Source organism: Paenibacillus sp. NRS-1782, from assembly GCF_050467685.1.
In the GTDB taxonomy this organism is placed as follows: domain Bacteria; phylum Bacillota; class Bacilli; order Paenibacillales; family Paenibacillaceae; genus Paenibacillus; species Paenibacillus terrae_A.
The window spans coordinates 41,363-57,296 of the sequence record NZ_JBITPH010000024.1 but is presented as its reverse complement, the minus strand read 5'-3'; the positions used below and the strand labels follow the sequence as shown (position 1 = coordinate 57,296).

The window sequence follows — 15,934 nt, the reverse complement described above, 5'->3', positions numbered from 1 at the left end:
CTATACTCGTCTGTTAAAGGATTTCTCGAGACGATCCAGCTTGCCGGCCAGACTGCCGTCGTACAGTGTATCGCCGATAACCACTTTCAATCCGCCCAGCAGACTCGGGTCCACTATGTTTTCCACACGGATTGTTTTATGTTCACGGGCTCCGAATTGCTCGGCTACCGCTGTTTTTTCCTGCTCACTGAGCGCATAAGTGGAATACACCTTTGCATGGGCAAGTCCCAGCTTGTACTCCTGAATATCAAGGTATCCGGCGAGAAGAGATTCGAACAAATCTGCTCTGCTGCGCTGGATCAACAGCTTAATCGTGTTGATCAGCGGGGCAGACAGCTTGCCCTCAAAACTGTTAGCCAGAACCTGAAGCTTGACCGCTTCCGTAATGTTAGGAGAGTTGATGAACTTACGGATTTCAGCATCCCCAGAGACAGCTTCTACAAAAGCACGCAGCTCTTGCTCGGTCTCCATAATGGTGTGCTCTTGCTCCGCCACTTCAAACAAAGCTTTCGCATAGCGTTTGGCAACTACCGTATCCCGGCTCATGCTTTGCCTCCTACCTCTTTAAGGTACTGGTCGACAAGCTCTCCCTGGACTTGATCTTCCTTGATTTCTTTTTGAATCAGCTTGGAAGCGATTTGTACTGAAGCCCGGCCCACTTCGCTGCGCAGCTCGGCAACTGCCTTATTGCGCTCGCTTGTGATCTCACGAACAGCTTCGTCTTTCAGGCGGACAGCTTCGTCCTTGGCCTGAACGATAATTTGCTCCGCTTGCTTGCTACCTGTTTGTTTCGACTGCTCGATAATATCGTAGGCTTCTTTACGTGCCTGTTGGAGAGCCTGCTTTTGCTCCTCAACATAGGCAGTGGCCTGTTCACGCGTCTGTGCCGCTTCATTCATTTGCTTCAAAACAAGCTCACGCCGCTTCTCCATAATTGAAAAGAGGGGGCCAAATGCATAACGGGTTAGCAACCAGTACAAGATCAAAAATGCAATTAAAGTAAAAACGATACTTGTCCAATTTAAACTCAATTGAAGTCACTCCTTTCCGGTGAACGTCAGTCCTGGATCTTTCATTCTTCAAACGAACAAAGAAGGCGCGGATGGCTGTGCCTTCCCCGCCAAACCTTGCTTCCATTCAATTAAGCTGCTGCGTAGAAAATGAATGCCAGAACGACACCGATGATTGGCAGTGCTTCGACCAGACCTACACCGATAAACATGACAGTTTGCAATGAAGCTTTTGCTTCTGGCTGACGAGCGATACCTTCAACTGTTTTACTTACGATCAGACCGTTACCAATACCTGCGCCGAGCGCACCCAAACCTACTGCGATAGCTGCTGCTATTAATGCCCAAGCTCCCATTTTAAAAATCCTCCTTAGAGATGTGTATTTGTGTTGTACATGTATTTGCAGTTAAGAGCGAAGCGCACTCCTGAACTTAACTAAAAACCGGAAACTGAAATGACCTAATGCTCTTCTTCATGCGTATCAATTGCCTGTGAAATATACACGAACGTCAAAATGGTAAAGACGAACGCCTGAATACTGCCGACAAAGATACTGAATCCTTGCCATACAATTAGCCCCAGTACGGAGGCAATCCACCCTCCAACACCAACTGCTGTCAATTTCAGCAGCACACTAATCAAAACCTCGCCGGCAAAGATATTACCGAATAGACGCATACCATGTGTCAAAAGTTTCGAGAACTGCTCAATCAGGTTAATTGGCAAAAAGAAAGGGAATGGCTGAATGTAATGCTTGAAATAAGCTTTGGTGTTACGGAAGATTCCCAGGAAATGAACCAGCACAAAGATCATCAATGCCAGACCAATGGACACCCCTGCATCTGCGGTAGGTGATTTCCACCAGCTGACACCCACGTGAGCAAGTTCGCCAGGATGAGCCGCCTGTGCTTGTACTAATGCTTCCTTGACTGGAATGATTTGGTGTCCAAATACTTGGGCACTTTGCGTATTATCGAAATCGGTCACAATACCAAATGGTAAGCCCAGCATATTTCCGACAAAAATGAACATGATCAGCGTCATCCCCAAGGAGAGGAACGGCTTCCCTTTTTTCAAATCCATCGTGCTGGTAATCAGTCCTTGAACGAATTCAACGACCCATTCCATAAAGTTTTGCAGCTTGCTTGGATTGTCCACAGACAAATTGCGCGTTGCAGCAAAAGCCAGTCCAAACACAATCGCGCAAGTTACAAAAAGCATAATAATGACGGACAAGTCAATGTTAAACCCGCCCAATTCGATAATCGGTGATTCATGCAACATGTTTTCTCACCCCTTTCTCAGTTGAGCCATCATTTTTCCTGTAGCGCGAATATGATGCCTATAATTAAAAGAAGAAACTGTCCAGTTACCAGGCTTGCCATTACAGCAATCTCATGGAAATAGGCCGGAAATTCTATCGCCAGCACTACTGCCAAAATGGAGGTCGCTACACGAACTCCAAAGCCGATGCCCACCCTTTTCTTCTTGCCTTCACCGGCAGCCGCACTCGCAACCTGTCGAATTTTGTAGGCCATATACAGCACATTAAGACAGCTTACTCCCGTTCCCAGAATGATTCCGTGAGCAATGTCACGATGTTGGGGCATGAAGGCGGAGACCAGGAAACACAGAGCCATAATACAAAGCGCTACGATCCATAACATTTTTTGCATTCGGGTCATCTCACTCATGGTTATCCCTCAATACCTTTCCGATCACAAGGGCAATACTCAATGCGCCTACAACCAAGCCTGCGAGAACGCTTACGCCAATCCAAATTCCGGAACCACCAAGTTTGGCGTCTAGCCACTTTCCGGCATAAAAACCACCCAGTGTACACACGGCCAAATCAATGCCGATAGCGCTCACCAGTCCAATTGCCTTGAAGGCATTTCCGGTGTTATTTCGGTTGTTGTTTTGCTTGGAAGGTTTGACCACTTTTCCATGTCACCCCTGCAATTCCAGTCCATTTTACTTAAATATAAGATGCTTTGTCAATTGAGATATTTTAGTGCCCTAAAGTATAAAATCAGTCGACAAAGCATCTTAAAATTCCGTATCCCTTGGTAACCGTACAGTTTAACTGTATGCTTACCCTGTAAGGATGATTATGTGGTGCGGACACCTTTTGTGAACATTGTGTGAAATTCTTCAGGACGTTCGGATTGAACACCATAATGGTGCAAAATAGCATTGACAATTCTTACCGAAGCTCGGCCATCGCCATAAGGATTTGCTGCCTGACTCATAGACTCATATAATGCAGAATCCGTCAAAAGAGCCTTAGTACGATTGTAGACGTTCTCTTCACTCGTACCCACCAGCTCCAATGTGCCAGCTTCAATTCCTTCCGGTCTTTCAGTCGTATCACGCAGTACCAGTACAGGCACGCCGAATGAAGGTGCTTCCTCCTGAAGACCACCGGAATCGGTAAGAATGAGATGAGTGTGCGGATAAAAATTGTGTAAATCCACCACATCCAGCGGATCAATCAGCTTAATGCGCGGATGGTTGCCTAAAATCTCAAATGCAGGCTCCTTCACAGCCGGACTCGGATGAACCGGATACACGATAGCGATATCCTCAAACTCGTCCGCGATCCGTTTGACCGCACTAAAAATTTGGCGATGCGGCTCCCCTTGGGACTCCCGGCGGTGTGCCGTCATCAGAATCAGACGCTTGCCTTTAGCCCACTCCAGCACCGGATGCTCGTAATCCTGACGAACCGTATACTGAAATACGTCAGTCACGGTATTGCCTGTTACATATATTCGCGATTCAGGTTTATTTTCCTTCCGCAAATTCCCAGCAGATAAAGTTGTAGGAGAAAAATGAAGATCAGACAGCACTCCTGTCAGTTGACGGTTCATTTCCTCAGGGTACGGAGAAAGCTTGTTCCACGTCCGCAAGCCCGCTTCCACATGCCCCACTTCGATCTGTTGCATAAAGGCCGCGTAGCTGGCCAGAAAGGTCGTCAGCGTATCCCCGTGAACAAGCACGATATCAGGCTTTGCCTCACGTAACACAGGCTCCAATCCTTGAAGTACACGAATGGAAATTTCATTAAGCGTCTGACGATCCTTCATCACATCCAGATCATAGTCAGGGTGGATATTAAAAACTTCCAGAACCTGATCGAGCATTTGGCGATGTTGAGCCGTTACGCATACTACGGACTCGATATGCTCGGGGTGACGTTGAAGCTCCAAAATAAGAGGAGCCATCTTAATCGCTTCCGGACGCACGCCAAAAATAGTCATCACTTTGATTTTGGACATTTTCTGTTGAACTCCTTTTCAAAATAAACGTCCGGTTTCAAGACCGTTCTCCTATGAAAAACGACTTGTCCGTAACGCCCATATATTATGCCGAACCAGAGGCCGTTTACTTGGTTCCGTACAGACGGTCTCCCGCATCACCAAGACCCGGAATAATGTAGCCGTGATCATCCAGACGCTCGTCCAGTGCAGCAACATAAATATCTACATCAGGATGGGCATCCTGAACAGCCTTGACCCCCTCAGGAGCGGCAATCAAATTCATCATTTTAATTTGGGTACAGCCTCTCTTTTTCAACACATCAATAGCCGCGATCGCCGATCCGCCCGTTGCAAGCATCGGATCAATTACGATCAATTCACGCTCAGTCACGTCTGTAGGCAGCTTCGTATAGTATTCCACAGGCTGCAAGGTTTCGGGATCACGGAACAGTCCCACATGCCCTACCTTTGCTGCTGGCAGCAGTTTGACAACGCCATCCAGCATTCCCAAGCCTGCACGCAAGATTGGAATGAGACCCAGCATGCGACCGGAAATAACCTTGCCTTCTGTCTCAGCAACCGGTGTCTGCACCGTAATGCTCTCCAGCGGGATATCCCGCGTAATTTCATAAGCCATCAATGTTGCTACTTCATCCACCAGTTCGCGAAAATCCTTGGTGTTGGTCCGCACATCGCGGATAAATGTAAGTTTGTGTTGGATCAAAGGGTGATCACAAACCACCAGTTTTGCCATGATATATTCCCTCCGGTATTATCGTCACGTTCTTTCGCACCAGAATATCGAACATCCTGTATGGAAAGGATCTATGTAACCTATTTGTACAAACCAAATAAGCACAGATGCAATGCGTGCCTGTAAATCCTGTTTATTATAACATTCCCTTGATTGTTTTAACACCTGCCACCGCAACCTTTTGTCAAGAGGAAGATATGACAGGTAAAATGTATACTTCGCCAGAAACAGGCAGAATCGCTAGAAATCAAAAAAAAGACTGTTTCCCCTCCGACTTACGTAGGAAAAACAGCCTTAACAAACAGATAGATTAGTATTGAATACCTGGGTAGATCGGGAATTTGTCTGTCAGTTCGCCAACAGCTTGGCTGGCTTTAGACAATACTGTATCATCCTTCGGATTTTTGAGGGTTTCGGCAATGATTTTGCCGATTTTGACCATAGCCTCTTCATCCATACCACGGGACGTTGCAGCAGGTGTACCAATGCGGATTCCGCTGGTAACGAACGGACTGGTCGGGTCGAAAGGAATCGCGTTTTTATTCACCGTGATGCCTACAGAATCCAGCACATGCTCCGCTTCTTTTCCAGTAATGTTCAAGCTACGCGTGTCCAGCAGCATCAGGTGATTATCCGTACCGCCAGATACAATGTTAATGCCTTCAGCCAGCAATGTCTCAGCCAGCACCTGGGCGTTGCGAACTACGTTTTGCGCATAGGTTTTGAAGGAAGGCTGGAGTGCTTCACCCAAGGCAACGGCTTTGGATGCAATCACATGCATCAACGGCCCCCCTTGAGTACCCGGGAAAATAGCTTTATCAATCGCTTGCGCCCATGCTTTGCGAGTCAAAATCAGACCTCCACGCGGACCACGCAGCGTTTTGTGAGTCGTTGTTGTTACAAATTGAGCATGTGGAACCGGGCTTGGATGAATACCCGCTGCCACAAGACCCGCGATATGTGCCATATCGACCATGAACAGAGCGCCCACATCGTTGGCAATGGAAGCGAAGGCTTCAAAATCAATGATGCGCGGATATGCGCTCGCGCCGGCTACAATCAGACGAGGGCGATGCTTGAAGGCTGCCTTGCGCACTTCATCATAGTCGATGCGGAAGTTGTCTTCACGTACGCCGTAAGCGGCAAAGTTATACAACAAGCCGGAGGCGTTAACCGGGCTTCCGTGAGTCAAATGGCCGCCGTGCGCCAGGTTCATACCCAGTACGGTATCTCCAGGTCTAAGAGCTGCCAGATATACCGCCATGTTCGCTTGCGCTCCAGAGTGAGCCTGTACGTTAGCATGCTCTGCACCGAACAGTTCTTTGGCACGGTCACGTGCAATGTCCTCGACGATATCTACATGCTCACAGCCACCGTAGTAGCGTTTGCTCGGATAACCTTCAGCATATTTATTTGTCAGTACGGAGCCCATTGCTTCCATTACCGCTTCGCTGACGATATTTTCGGATGCGATCAGCTCGATATTGTGGCGTTGTCGCTTCAGTTCAAGTCCCATTGCTTCCAGCACTGCCGGGTCACTCTTACGCAGATGTTCCATCATGATTTATTACTCCCTCTCCATGGTCAATTGTCAGGTCTACAGGCAAGCGCCCGCTCCTATGTTGGGTACCTCATCATCAATACAAAAAAGATACAAACATGCTGTCCAATCCAAAATACAAATGCTAGTCGCAGCTTCCGCCGCCTTCTTGCTCCAGACTATACACTGCTCGTTGTCCGCCGATGAGCGGTGGACGAGTGAACGCCGCCGTAACACGCGCTTCGCCAATCCAGCGAAGGCCTGGACGAAACGGAACAGCAACTGTCCGCATATGCATACCGATCAGCGTCTCGCCAATGTCTACCCCCGCATGCGCCTGTACATTCGCCGCCAGACATGCATCTTCCAGCGCACGATAGGCGACGGTAGCCATAGATCCGCCTGCTGTACGAACGGGAACGGCGGCAACCTCCGTCAGTCCCAGCCGCTCCAGCACGGCTCGCTCAACCACCAGCGCACGGTTCAAATGCTCGCAGCATTGAAACGCCACATCAAAACCGTACGCCCTGCGAACGGACTCCACTCCAGCCAGCAATTGCTGCGCCACATCGAGCGCTCCCGCCGTGCCAATCCGGCTTCCCGCCACCTCACTGGTGCTTACGCCGATAACCAACAGGCGACCAGCCTTGAGACTGGATACTTCTGCCATTTCCTTCACGACAGAAGCGGTCTGCGCTTCAAGCGTAACCTCATGACCCAATTGTCCTGCCATTGGAACCTCCTTTGGTTGAACAGCCCTACAGAGACTGAGCACAGGCTTATGCACCATGTTCAACACACTCTCTCCTGAATCACAATCTGACTATATTATAGCCGATGAATCGGATTTCGAGCAGGAAAAATGGAAGAATCATTGTCATTTGTCTGGACAGAAGGCCATCGGAGGCTGGACCTAGCTCATATACGAAAAAAGAGCAGTCCACAGCCCATGTGGATTTGCTCTTTTGCCCAGGCGACCGGCCGTATATCCGGTGCTCCATCGTGGTTAATCCCACTTTTGTCGCCAGTTACACCGGATTCTTGTTTTTCCACCTTATCTTAACGGATTAGCCGCCGAAAATCAACAGATCCCGTACAAAATAGAAGAGTGATACAAACTTTATTCGGACAAAGCCTTTAGCTTGTCCACCAGCTTATGCAGCGCCGTTCGGATTTCCCCAGCCGTGACATCGTAATCTTCACGCGAACCGCCGAACGGATCGGAAATATCAAAGCCCGGAATACGTTGGCACAGTTCGATCATCCGCTCGCGCTCCCGTGCCGAAAGCTCCTGACCCAGCGAACCCATCAGTTGTTGTGAAGCGTACAGGCCATCCAGCTCCTGCACATCATTCAGCACCGAATCCCGGTCCTCCACATATTCCTTGACCGTAAACACTTTGCCCACCGTTTGGGGAAAGCGCTGAATGACGTGCTGCTTATGCCCTTGGGTCAAGGTTAAAATCAGATGTGCCCACTCGGCGAGCCCACCATTCAAAGGAGTTGAGGTGATTTGATCCGAGATATTGTGGTCACGTAGCACCGCCTCTGCATGTCGGGAAATGGGTGTACCTTCCATGGCGGCTACTCCCGCCGAACGCACTTCCAATCCTAGCCCGTGCTCAGTAGCCAGCTTGCGCAGCATCCCCTCAGCCATCGGACTGCGACAGGTGTTCCCTGTGCATACGAATAAGATATGTTTCAACGTCTTCACCCCCCGTATGTTGAAATAATATATAATTAAAACATAAACATAAAGCCGAACGCCAGTAAAATGGCACCGCCCACCGCTTCTCCATAGTCTCCCAGATTGCGGCTGACCCTGCGCCCTAACAGCAGTCCCAGCATCGCCATCGCTCCCCCGCAAAAGCCAAACGCCAGAACGGTCAGTACCAAGTCACTCTGGAACATGCCAAGTGACACCCCGACAGAAAAGGAGTCGAAACTCACTCCAAGTGCAAATAGCAAAAGGCCTAAGGACGAACGATGGTCCAGCACCTGTACTCCGTCCCCTTTGAAGGAATTATAAACCATATGCCCGCCCAAAAGGATGAGTAATCCCCCTGCAAAGTAGGTCGTCACATGACCCAGTAAAGAGCTCATATAATGGCCTGTGAACATACCCAGCAATGGCATCAGAATGTGAAAAAAGCCAATGACCGTGCTGATCCGCAGCACGTCCCGCAGACGTATCCCTTTCATGCCGATCCCTACGCCCAGCGATAACGCATCCATCCCCAGCGCTACAGCCATGACCAGAATCGTTACAATCTGCCCGGCATGGGCAGAGGCTGCCAGCATACTCCATCCCCCCAGTATCCGTCCGCTCTTGTACACGTTATGCGGACAAGAGGCAAAACAGTACAAGCATACGGTGAACGTGACTGTACCGGGATAAGGCGAGAGGATAACTATGATAAAAGGCTAATCCATTGCAAACGTAAACCCTGGGGACTGCATGTATGGAAAATGTTTGGATAGTGTCCGGTTCGTCCTAGAGACGGACGATCCGATGGCCCGCAGCTTTGAGCAGGCGGTTCATGACGGCGTCTCCCAACCCTTTCGGCGGACAGGCTTCCGCCAAAATATAGGTGACGCCTTCCTCATCGCAGCGGCGCAGCACGCCGTACAGGCGCTGCGCCGCCTCATGGAGTGCGTCCAGCTTGCCCAGCGTGTAAACGCACTCTCCGGCATAGCCGGCGGCATGCTCATCGAACGCGAGCACCGCCGTGCGCTCCCCCCGCGCGGACGCCTCCGCCAGCGCGGCGCGAATCCAGCCCGTCACCTCAGCGGATGACGGGCCATGCACTACGCTCAAGCGGCCTCGCGGCGCGTAGTGCGTGTACTTCATGCCCGGCGAGCGTGGTGCCGGGCTATCGGCGTCCTCGCCGGGCGAAGCGACGGCGAGCGCAGGGTCCAGCTCGACGGCGCGAGCGACCGCAGCGAGCTGCTCGGCCGTCACGCCGCCGGGGCGCAGGATGGTGACGATTCCGTCGTCACCGGCCTGCACTACCGTGGACTCCAGCCCCACCCCCGTGGGGCCACCGTCCAAAATACCGCCGATGCGGCCCTCCAGGTCCTCCCGCACATGCTGTGCAAGGGTCGGACTGGGCCTGCCCGAGCGATTGGCGCTTGGCGCAGCCAGCGGACAGCCTGCTTCTGCGATCAGACGCAGCGCTACCGGATGATCCGGCATGCGCACACCGACCGTATCCAGCCCTGCCGTCACACGGGGCGACAGGGCTTGCGGCATCATGGGCAGCACCAGCGTCAGCGGTCCCGGCCAGAACGCATCCATCAGCGCCCGCGCCGTATCATTCACTTCCGTTACCATGCCGTCCAACTGGGCAGGGTCGGAAATATGCACGATCAGCGGATTATCGGAAGGACGCCCTTTGGCGGCGAATACCGATTCTACCGCTTCCGTGCTACGCGCATCCGCGCCCAAGCCGTACACCGTCTCGGTAGGGAACGCTACCGTCTCTCCAGCTTGCAGCAGCACAGCAGCCTCACGAATGCCTTTTTCCGCCGCGATACGGACTTGTCCGAATAACATTTCACCAGAGGATTCCCCTTCAACAACCAACCCTCTTACGTCCCACCATTTCGTATGGGAATCCGCCAACGGCGGCTTTAGCCCATGAAGCCCCTGTTCGTCCAATACCCGCTCACATTTTCCCTTCTGCACAGACTCTCCGCACATACCTTGTATTTGGTTCGATTTATCACTCATATTAGATCATCCCATATCTTATTGTCATACAGTCTCGTAGCTGTAAACCCTATATCCATTATAACATACCGGGGGCAGGCACCCGTTGTTCTCTTTTCTACAACTTACGACGATTAGGCAAAAAGACCACTCACCCATCCCCACAACCCCGTCAATGCATCCCATAGAAAAAACCGTACTTCCGGCTCCTTGTCAGCAGCATTCGTCCGTCCGCCTCCTTGGTCCGCTTTTGCCGAGACCGTTTGAGCTGCCGCTTCCCCGCTGCCTGCATCAATGAAGCACAACGGCGGAAACAACACGCACCACCAATTTTGCCCTTTGCCTTGTCCCAGCGTGACCCGAAGCGCTTCATAATCCCCTGCCGGATAGACAAGCCCACCGTACATCTTCGTCGGAAAAGGTACGTTTGCTAATTCTACTTGATGATCGTACGAGATGCCCCGTCGAGCCAGTTCCGCACCTACCAAACGGTCAATCTCGGGTAAATGAGCAGCAATCAGCACTCTGGCCTGATCCAAACTTTGCGGGTTTTCTAGCTTGCCAACCCACGCATCCATCTGTTGTACGATGGTATCCCTAATTTCACGTTTTACCAGCTGATCCTCTGGACGATCCGAATTGGCCAAAATGCGCAATCGGATGGAATCATGAGGAATGACGCCGGCTCCTGTCGTTGCCATCCCTGCCACTACAGACCCTCTTATCGCTGGTGTCATGGCGGCATCTGTTTTTTGACCTTCCCACGACATCAATAATATTGAAATACAAAATAGTATCATTGCAGTTTGCTTGGTCCAGCTTCTCATCCCAATCCCCCCAAATATATCATGTCTATCAGTCTGTCCGGTTTGGGAGAGGCTAAACCTATCAATCTCGTAAAATGTTCAAGACCATTTTAAAAACACCCAATACACCCTACATCAAGCACATGGATCTGGGCCGAAGCTTCGGAGCAATCCGCGAATACGAAAAAGCCCAGATTTCACACAATCTGGGCCCTTCGTATCTCACTATTTCTCCTCACCCTAAGCATCAAGTGACATCCATTTAGAAGCATAGCATTAAGCCTTCTTCTCCTTCGCCAAACTCACTCTGGATGGCTGTGGCAGATCGTCCTCCAGTTCCTGACCGTGGACCTTAATACTCATAACCAAGCCAATACTAGCCATGTTAATGAGCAACGACGTCCCCCCATAGCTTATAAAAGGGAGCGTAATTCCCGTCAGTGGCATGATACCCAAAAACGCGCCGATATTTTCAAAAATCTGATACAGTAGCATGGATACAATACCGACGATAAGATACGGTCCAGCACGGTCACGGCATTCCAGCGAGATCAGGATCATTCGGTGTATCAAAATAAAATATAGCAACAGCAGCACCGACGAGCCGACAAAGCCAAATTCCTCCGCTACGACCACAAAAATAGAATCCGCATACGTGTAAGGCACACGACCGGATTGCACCGAAGTCCCCTGCAAAAAGCCTTTGCCCATCATCCCGCCAGAGGCAATCGCCAGCTTGGCATTTTTGGTATGGTAAGATGCCTTTGCCGTCGCTTTTTCCGGTACCAGCCAAGGGTCCAGCCGCTCTACCCAGTGACTACGGCCAATCCCCTTCATAAAGGTATCAATCTGATCATGAAAGGAAATATAAGCTTTAAGTCCACCGCCGACCGCTACCGCAAAGATGGTAAATCCGATCAGTGCATGGGATGCCTTCACATTACCAATCCATAACATACCAATGACAATGACGATGTATCCGAGTGCATTTCCCAAGTCATTTTGCACCATGACCATAGCAAAGGGGACAAAGCTCACCAGAGCAACCGGAAGTACATCCTGAACAAAATACAGCTTGCTCTTGCGCTTCTTCATCAGCATATAAGTCAGAAAAATGATAAGAACCAGCTTGAATACCTCAGCGGGCTGAAGGTTCAAGCCACCAATTTTCAAAAAGCCCTGAGAATTGTTAACCGTACCGCCAAAAAAGCCGAGAGCGAGCAGGAATATTCCGCCTCCATATACATATAGTGATTTTTTAATAAATATTCGAAAATCGACTACCGCTATACCCAAGATCGCCACAAAACCCAATATATAATACCCGATCATCTTCCTATAGTCATTGCCGTGCTCCACAATATTCGTAGGGCCCCTGCCCGCACTATATACTGTTATGATGCTGATTGCCATCAGTAAAACCAGAATGAAGATCACCGGACCGTCAATTTTTTTCAATTTCTGAAGCATGATTTCCCCCTGAGCCGTTTCTCGGTCATACTCCTTTTATTCTAAAGGAAAGACTCGCAAAAAGAAAATGCAGCATTATTCCGCAACGCCCAGGACATGACGTTCGATTCCAGCAAGGTCTGGAACGATTAGAATCGTATTCCAATGACCTGCCTGCTCCAGCAGTCCAGCCACGTCTCTGGCCTGTCCCATGCCCAGCTCAAACCCGATCAACCGCGGCGGAGCCTGAAGCAGCCCAAGCTGCTCCAGCATCGCCCGATACGGGCCAAGTCCGTCAGGCCCGCCATCCAGTGCCATGCGCGGCTCATGGTCGCGCACCTCCGGCTGCAAGCCTGCGATGTCGGCGGCCGGGATATACGGCGGATTGGACACCAGGATGTCCACCGCCTCCCCCGCGAACGGCGCCAGCAGGTCGCCTTCGCGCAGCTCCACGGCTGCGCCGTTGGCAGTGGCGTTATGCGCCGCCATCTCCAGCGCTGCGGCGGAGATGTCCCCCGCCGCCACGCGCCAGCGGGGTCGCTCAGCCGCCAGCGTGACGGCAATCGCCCCGCTGCCCGCGCCGATATCGAGCGCCTGCGGAGCGCCGTCCGGCCACAGCCGGTCGCCGTGCTGAAGTATGGCCTCGACGAGCAGCTCTGTCTCGGGCCGCGGAATCAGCACCGATGGCGAAACCGCGAACGGACGGCCATAAAACTCCTGCCGTCCGATAATATACTGCGCCGGTTCACCCGCTGCTTTGCGGGCTATGACTGCTTCCCACGCCTCCTTCTCAGAGGTTGGGAACGGATCGCCCAGCGCAGCGTAGAACGCCGTGCCTTCCAGCCCTAGCACATGCTCCAGCAGCAGGCGGGCGTTATGCTGCGGCTCCAGCACGCCGCAGCTCCCTAAAAAAGAAGAAGCCTCAACTAAGGCTTCTCTGATACTCATACTCCGTTCCGGCGACATCCGATACACAAGATCGCATTCGTGTCCCAAAACTTAGACCTCTTGTTCCATCAAATCAGCCTGCTCTGCAATCGTGAGCGCCGATACGATTTCTTCAATCTCCCCGTTCATCACCTGATCCAGCTTGTGCATGGTCAGCCCGATGCGATGATCTGTTACACGGCTTTGCGGGAAGTTGTAGGTACGAATACGCTCACTGCGATCCCCGGTGCCTACCTTGCTCTTACGCTCGCCTGCATATTTGGCTTCCTCTTCCTGACGAAGCATATCCGAAATACGGGCACGCAAAACCTGGAGTGCCTTCTCCTTGTTGGAGTTTTGGGATTTACCGTCCTGACAGGTTGCCATAATGCCTGTTGGCATATGCGTGACACGCACCGCCGACTTGGTCGTATTAACGGACTGACCGCCAGCACCGCTGGAGCAGAACGTATCTACGCGGATATCCTTGTCGGAAATTTCAACATCCACTTCTTCGGCCTCAGGCATAACGGATACCGTAGATGTAGACGTATGAATACGTCCGCCGGATTCCGTCGTCGGAATCCGCTGTACGCGGTGTGCTCCGCTTTCGAATTTCATTTTGCTGTATGCACCGCGTCCGTTAATCATGAAAATAACCTCTTTGAAGCCTCCGAGGTCATTCATGTTCGCGTCCATCAGCTCTACACGCCAGCCTTGGGTATCGGCATAACGAGTGTACATCCGGTACAGATCCGCCGCGAACAATGCCGCTTCGTCACCACCCGCTGCGCCACGAATCTCGATAATCACATTTTTATCATCATTCGGGTCCTTCGGCAGCAGCAAAATGCGGATTTTCTCGTCCAGCTCCCGCTTGCGGGCACTGAGCTCATCAATCTCCATTTTCACCATTTCACGCATCTCGTCGTCCAGCTTTTCGGCCTGCATCGCTTTAGCAGCGTCCAGCTCTTCAACGACAGTTTTATATTCGGTATATGCTTCATAAGCAGGCTGTAAATCAGACTGTTCTTTGGAATAATCTCTAAGTTTCTTGCTATCGTTCGCTACATCCGGATCGCAGAGCAGTTCGCTCAGTTTATCGTAGCGGTCCGCCAATGATTGCAATCGGTCCAACAAGCGATTCACCTCTTCAGTTAAATTAATATGATGCCAGATTCAAATTCACTGGCTACAGCTCTTTATTATACCAACTAATTAACTAATTAGCTACTAAAAATACTTCTAATTCATGAATGGAATAACAACCATAATTTAATAACAAAAAGCCGCCACCGAAGTACAGGCAGCGACTACTTTATTTAGCTCAATGTTTTATACTGCAAACCTAATGTTATACATTAAAACGGAAATGCATAACGTCTCCGTCTTGTACCACATACTCCTTACCTTCCAAACGAAGCTGACCACGTTCCTTAGCCCCGTTCATAGAACCAGCAGCAACCAAATCGTTGTAGGATACAACCTCGGCACGAATAAATCCGCGTTCAAAATCCGTATGGATTACGCCTGCAGCGCCCGGCGCCTTTGTTCCTTTGTGAATGGTCCATGCGCGTACTTCCTGCACACCTGCTGTGAAATACGTATACAGCCCCAACAAGCGGTAAGCGGCTTTGATCAGACGATTCAGGCCGGATTCAGCCAGTCCCAGTTCCTCTAGGAACATTGCCTTGTCTTCGCCTTCCAGCTCGGCAATTTCAGATTCTACTTTGGCGCTAATCGGCACTACTTCTGCATTTTCCGCTATAGCAAAATCGCGAACCTTTTGCACATATGGATTGCTGTCTGCTTCCGTTACGCCGTCTTCGCTAACATTAGCAGCGTACAGAACAGGCTTCATCGTAAGCAAATGAAGATCACGTACAATCAGTTGTTCTTCATCCGACAATTCCACGCTGCGCGCAGGCTTATCAGCATACAGTGATTCCTTGATCCGATCCAGCACTTCAACTTCCTGGGTGTATTGCTTGTTGCCACCCTTCATGTTTTTGCGGGAACGCTCAATACGCTTGTCTACGCTTTCGATATCCGCCAGAATCAGCTCCAGATTAATGGTCTGAATGTCACTGATCGGGTCGATTTTGCCGTCTACATGGGTAATGTTCTCATCTTCAAAACAACGCACCACATGTACAATCGCATCTACTTCACGAATATGAGCCAGAAACTTGTTACCCAAACCCTCGCCCTTGCTCGCGCCGCGTACAAGTCCTGCAATATCAACAAATTCAAAAGCCGTCGGCACCGTTTTGTTCGGCACAACCAGTTCAGTCAGCTTATCCAGCCGCTCATCCGGTACTTCAACGACACCCACATTCGGGTCAATCGTACAAAATGGATAGTTTGCGGATTCCGCACCCGCCTGCGTTATTGCGTTAAACAGTGTTGATTTTCCAACATTCGGAAGACCCACAATCCCCGCTTTTAAAGCCATAATCAGAACAACTCCCG

Annotated in this window: 18 protein-coding genes and 1 riboswitch; all 18 genes read right to left on the bottom strand. The window is 50.7% G+C overall.

Annotated features, from left to right (window positions below; all coding sequences use genetic code 11):
• Nucleotides 1-546, bottom strand: coding sequence for a F0F1 ATP synthase subunit delta (locus ACIFQM_RS10750; RefSeq protein ID WP_430038655.1), 546 nt, complete (start codon nucleotides 544-546; stop codon nucleotides 1-3).
• Complete coding sequence (atpF, locus tag ACIFQM_RS10745; protein WP_430038656.1) at nucleotides 543-1,031, bottom strand: F0F1 ATP synthase subunit B; 489 nt, start codon at nucleotides 1,029-1,031, stop codon at nucleotides 543-545. The genes ACIFQM_RS10750 and atpF overlap by 4 nt, the downstream gene beginning before the upstream one ends.
• Nucleotides 1,032-1,141: 110 nt before the next feature.
• A complete protein-coding gene (atpE, locus tag ACIFQM_RS10740; RefSeq protein ID WP_014278475.1) occupies nucleotides 1,142-1,366 on the bottom strand; it encodes a F0F1 ATP synthase subunit C in 225 nt (74 codons plus the stop codon).
• Between the two features lie 104 nt (nucleotides 1,367-1,470).
• Nucleotides 1,471-2,295: a F0F1 ATP synthase subunit A gene (atpB, locus tag ACIFQM_RS10735; RefSeq protein ID WP_430038658.1), complete on the bottom strand. Its 825-nt coding sequence runs from the start codon at nucleotides 2,293-2,295 to the stop codon at nucleotides 1,471-1,473.
• A 29-nt stretch (nucleotides 2,296-2,324) separates the two neighbouring features.
• Nucleotides 2,325-2,705: an ATP synthase subunit I gene (locus tag ACIFQM_RS10730; protein ID WP_044646220.1), complete on the bottom strand. Its 381-nt coding sequence runs from the start codon at nucleotides 2,703-2,705 to the stop codon at nucleotides 2,325-2,327.
• The gene (locus ACIFQM_RS10725) at nucleotides 2,698-2,952 is read right to left on the bottom strand and encodes an AtpZ/AtpI family protein (protein WP_025683780.1); all 255 of its coding nucleotides are present in this window, start codon (nucleotides 2,950-2,952) and stop codon (nucleotides 2,698-2,700) included. The genes ACIFQM_RS10730 and ACIFQM_RS10725 overlap by 8 nt, the downstream gene beginning before the upstream one ends.
• A gap of 170 nt (nucleotides 2,953-3,122) precedes the next feature.
• The gene (wecB, locus tag ACIFQM_RS10720) at nucleotides 3,123-4,292 is read right to left on the bottom strand and encodes a non-hydrolyzing UDP-N-acetylglucosamine 2-epimerase (RefSeq protein ID WP_430038661.1); all 1,170 of its coding nucleotides are present in this window, start codon (nucleotides 4,290-4,292) and stop codon (nucleotides 3,123-3,125) included.
• A 106-nt stretch (nucleotides 4,293-4,398) separates the two neighbouring features.
• Entirely contained in the window at nucleotides 4,399-5,028 is a 630-nt protein-coding gene (gene upp, locus ACIFQM_RS10715; RefSeq protein ID WP_013312332.1) for a uracil phosphoribosyltransferase, read from the bottom strand.
• A gap of 310 nt (nucleotides 5,029-5,338) precedes the next feature.
• On the bottom strand, nucleotides 5,339-6,589 hold the full coding sequence (glyA, locus tag ACIFQM_RS10710; protein WP_430065444.1) for a serine hydroxymethyltransferase: 1,251 nt from the start codon (nucleotides 6,587-6,589) through the stop codon (nucleotides 5,339-5,341).
• Nucleotides 6,590-6,713: 124 nt separating this feature from the next.
• Nucleotides 6,714-7,301 carry a TIGR01440 family protein gene (locus ACIFQM_RS10705; protein WP_430038665.1) on the bottom strand — a complete coding sequence of 196 codons (588 nt, stop codon included), beginning with the start codon at nucleotides 7,299-7,301 and terminating at the stop codon, nucleotides 6,714-6,716.
• A 227-nt stretch (nucleotides 7,302-7,528) separates the two neighbouring features.
• A riboswitch (ZMP/ZTP riboswitch) is annotated at nucleotides 7,529-7,610 on the bottom strand.
• A 78-nt stretch (nucleotides 7,611-7,688) separates the two neighbouring features.
• Nucleotides 7,689-8,273: a low molecular weight protein arginine phosphatase gene (locus ACIFQM_RS10700; RefSeq protein ID WP_430038667.1), complete on the bottom strand. Its 585-nt coding sequence runs from the start codon at nucleotides 8,271-8,273 to the stop codon at nucleotides 7,689-7,691.
• Nucleotides 8,274-8,308: 35 nt separating this feature from the next.
• Nucleotides 8,309-8,869, bottom strand: a complete 561-nt coding sequence (locus ACIFQM_RS10695; RefSeq protein ID WP_430038669.1) for a manganese efflux pump MntP family protein — start codon at nucleotides 8,867-8,869, stop codon at nucleotides 8,309-8,311.
• 193 nt (nucleotides 8,870-9,062) lie between these two features.
• On the bottom strand, nucleotides 9,063-10,301 hold the full coding sequence (locus ACIFQM_RS10690; RefSeq protein ID WP_430065442.1) for an L-threonylcarbamoyladenylate synthase: 1,239 nt from the start codon (nucleotides 10,299-10,301) through the stop codon (nucleotides 9,063-9,065).
• 113 nt (nucleotides 10,302-10,414) lie between these two features.
• Nucleotides 10,415-11,107, bottom strand: a complete 693-nt coding sequence (gene spoIIR / locus ACIFQM_RS10685) for a stage II sporulation protein R (protein WP_430048714.1) — start codon at nucleotides 11,105-11,107, stop codon at nucleotides 10,415-10,417.
• Between the two features lie 255 nt (nucleotides 11,108-11,362).
• Entirely contained in the window at nucleotides 11,363-12,556 is a 1,194-nt protein-coding gene (locus ACIFQM_RS10680) for an FtsW/RodA/SpoVE family cell cycle protein (RefSeq protein ID WP_430048716.1), read from the bottom strand.
• 75 nt (nucleotides 12,557-12,631) lie between these two features.
• Complete coding sequence (prmC, locus tag ACIFQM_RS10675; protein WP_430048719.1) at nucleotides 12,632-13,531, bottom strand: peptide chain release factor N(5)-glutamine methyltransferase; 900 nt, start codon at nucleotides 13,529-13,531, stop codon at nucleotides 12,632-12,634.
• A gap of 3 nt (nucleotides 13,532-13,534) precedes the next feature.
• Nucleotides 13,535-14,602, bottom strand: a complete 1,068-nt coding sequence (gene prfA / locus ACIFQM_RS10670) for a peptide chain release factor 1 (RefSeq protein ID WP_025683383.1) — start codon at nucleotides 14,600-14,602, stop codon at nucleotides 13,535-13,537.
• A gap of 214 nt (nucleotides 14,603-14,816) precedes the next feature.
• On the bottom strand, nucleotides 14,817-15,917 hold the full coding sequence (ychF, locus tag ACIFQM_RS10665) for a redox-regulated ATPase YchF (protein WP_430038680.1): 1,101 nt from the start codon (nucleotides 15,915-15,917) through the stop codon (nucleotides 14,817-14,819).
• Nucleotides 15,918-15,934 lie beyond the last annotated feature (17 nt).

Coding starts and splice junctions, on each gene's coding strand:
- ACIFQM_RS10750 (WP_430038655.1), bottom strand. CDS start 546: ATGAGCCGGGATACGGTAGTTGCCAAACGCTATGCGAAAGCTTTGTTT.
- atpE (WP_014278475.1), bottom strand. CDS start 1,366: ATGGGAGCTTGGGCATTAATAGCAGCAGCTATCGCAGTAGGTTTGGGT.
- atpB (WP_430038658.1), bottom strand. CDS start 2,295: ATGTTGCATGAATCACCGATTATCGAATTGGGCGGGTTTAACATTGAC.
- ACIFQM_RS10730 (WP_044646220.1), bottom strand. CDS start 2,705: ATGAGTGAGATGACCCGAATGCAAAAAATGTTATGGATCGTAGCGCTT.
- wecB (WP_430038661.1), bottom strand. CDS start 4,292: ATGTCCAAAATCAAAGTGATGACTATTTTTGGCGTGCGTCCGGAAGCG.
- upp (WP_013312332.1), bottom strand. CDS start 5,028: ATGGCAAAACTGGTGGTTTGTGATCACCCTTTGATCCAACACAAACTT.
- glyA (WP_430065444.1), bottom strand. CDS start 6,589: ATGATGGAACATCTGCGTAAGAGTGACCCGGCAGTGCTGGAAGCAATG.
- ACIFQM_RS10705 (WP_430038665.1), bottom strand. CDS start 7,301: ATGGCAGGACAATTGGGTCATGAGGTTACGCTTGAAGCGCAGACCGCT.
- ACIFQM_RS10695 (WP_430038669.1), bottom strand. CDS start 8,869: ATGCTGGCAGCCTCTGCCCATGCCGGGCAGATTGTAACGATTCTGGTC.
- ACIFQM_RS10690 (WP_430065442.1), bottom strand. CDS start 10,301: ATGAGTGATAAATCGAACCAAATACAAGGTATGTGCGGAGAGTCTGTG.
- spoIIR (WP_430048714.1), bottom strand. CDS start 11,107: ATGAGAAGCTGGACCAAGCAAACTGCAATGATACTATTTTGTATTTCA.
- ACIFQM_RS10680 (WP_430048716.1), bottom strand. CDS start 12,556: ATGCTTCAGAAATTGAAAAAAATTGACGGTCCGGTGATCTTCATTCTG.
- ychF (WP_430038680.1), bottom strand. CDS start 15,917: ATGGCTTTAAAAGCGGGGATTGTGGGTCTTCCGAATGTTGGAAAATCA.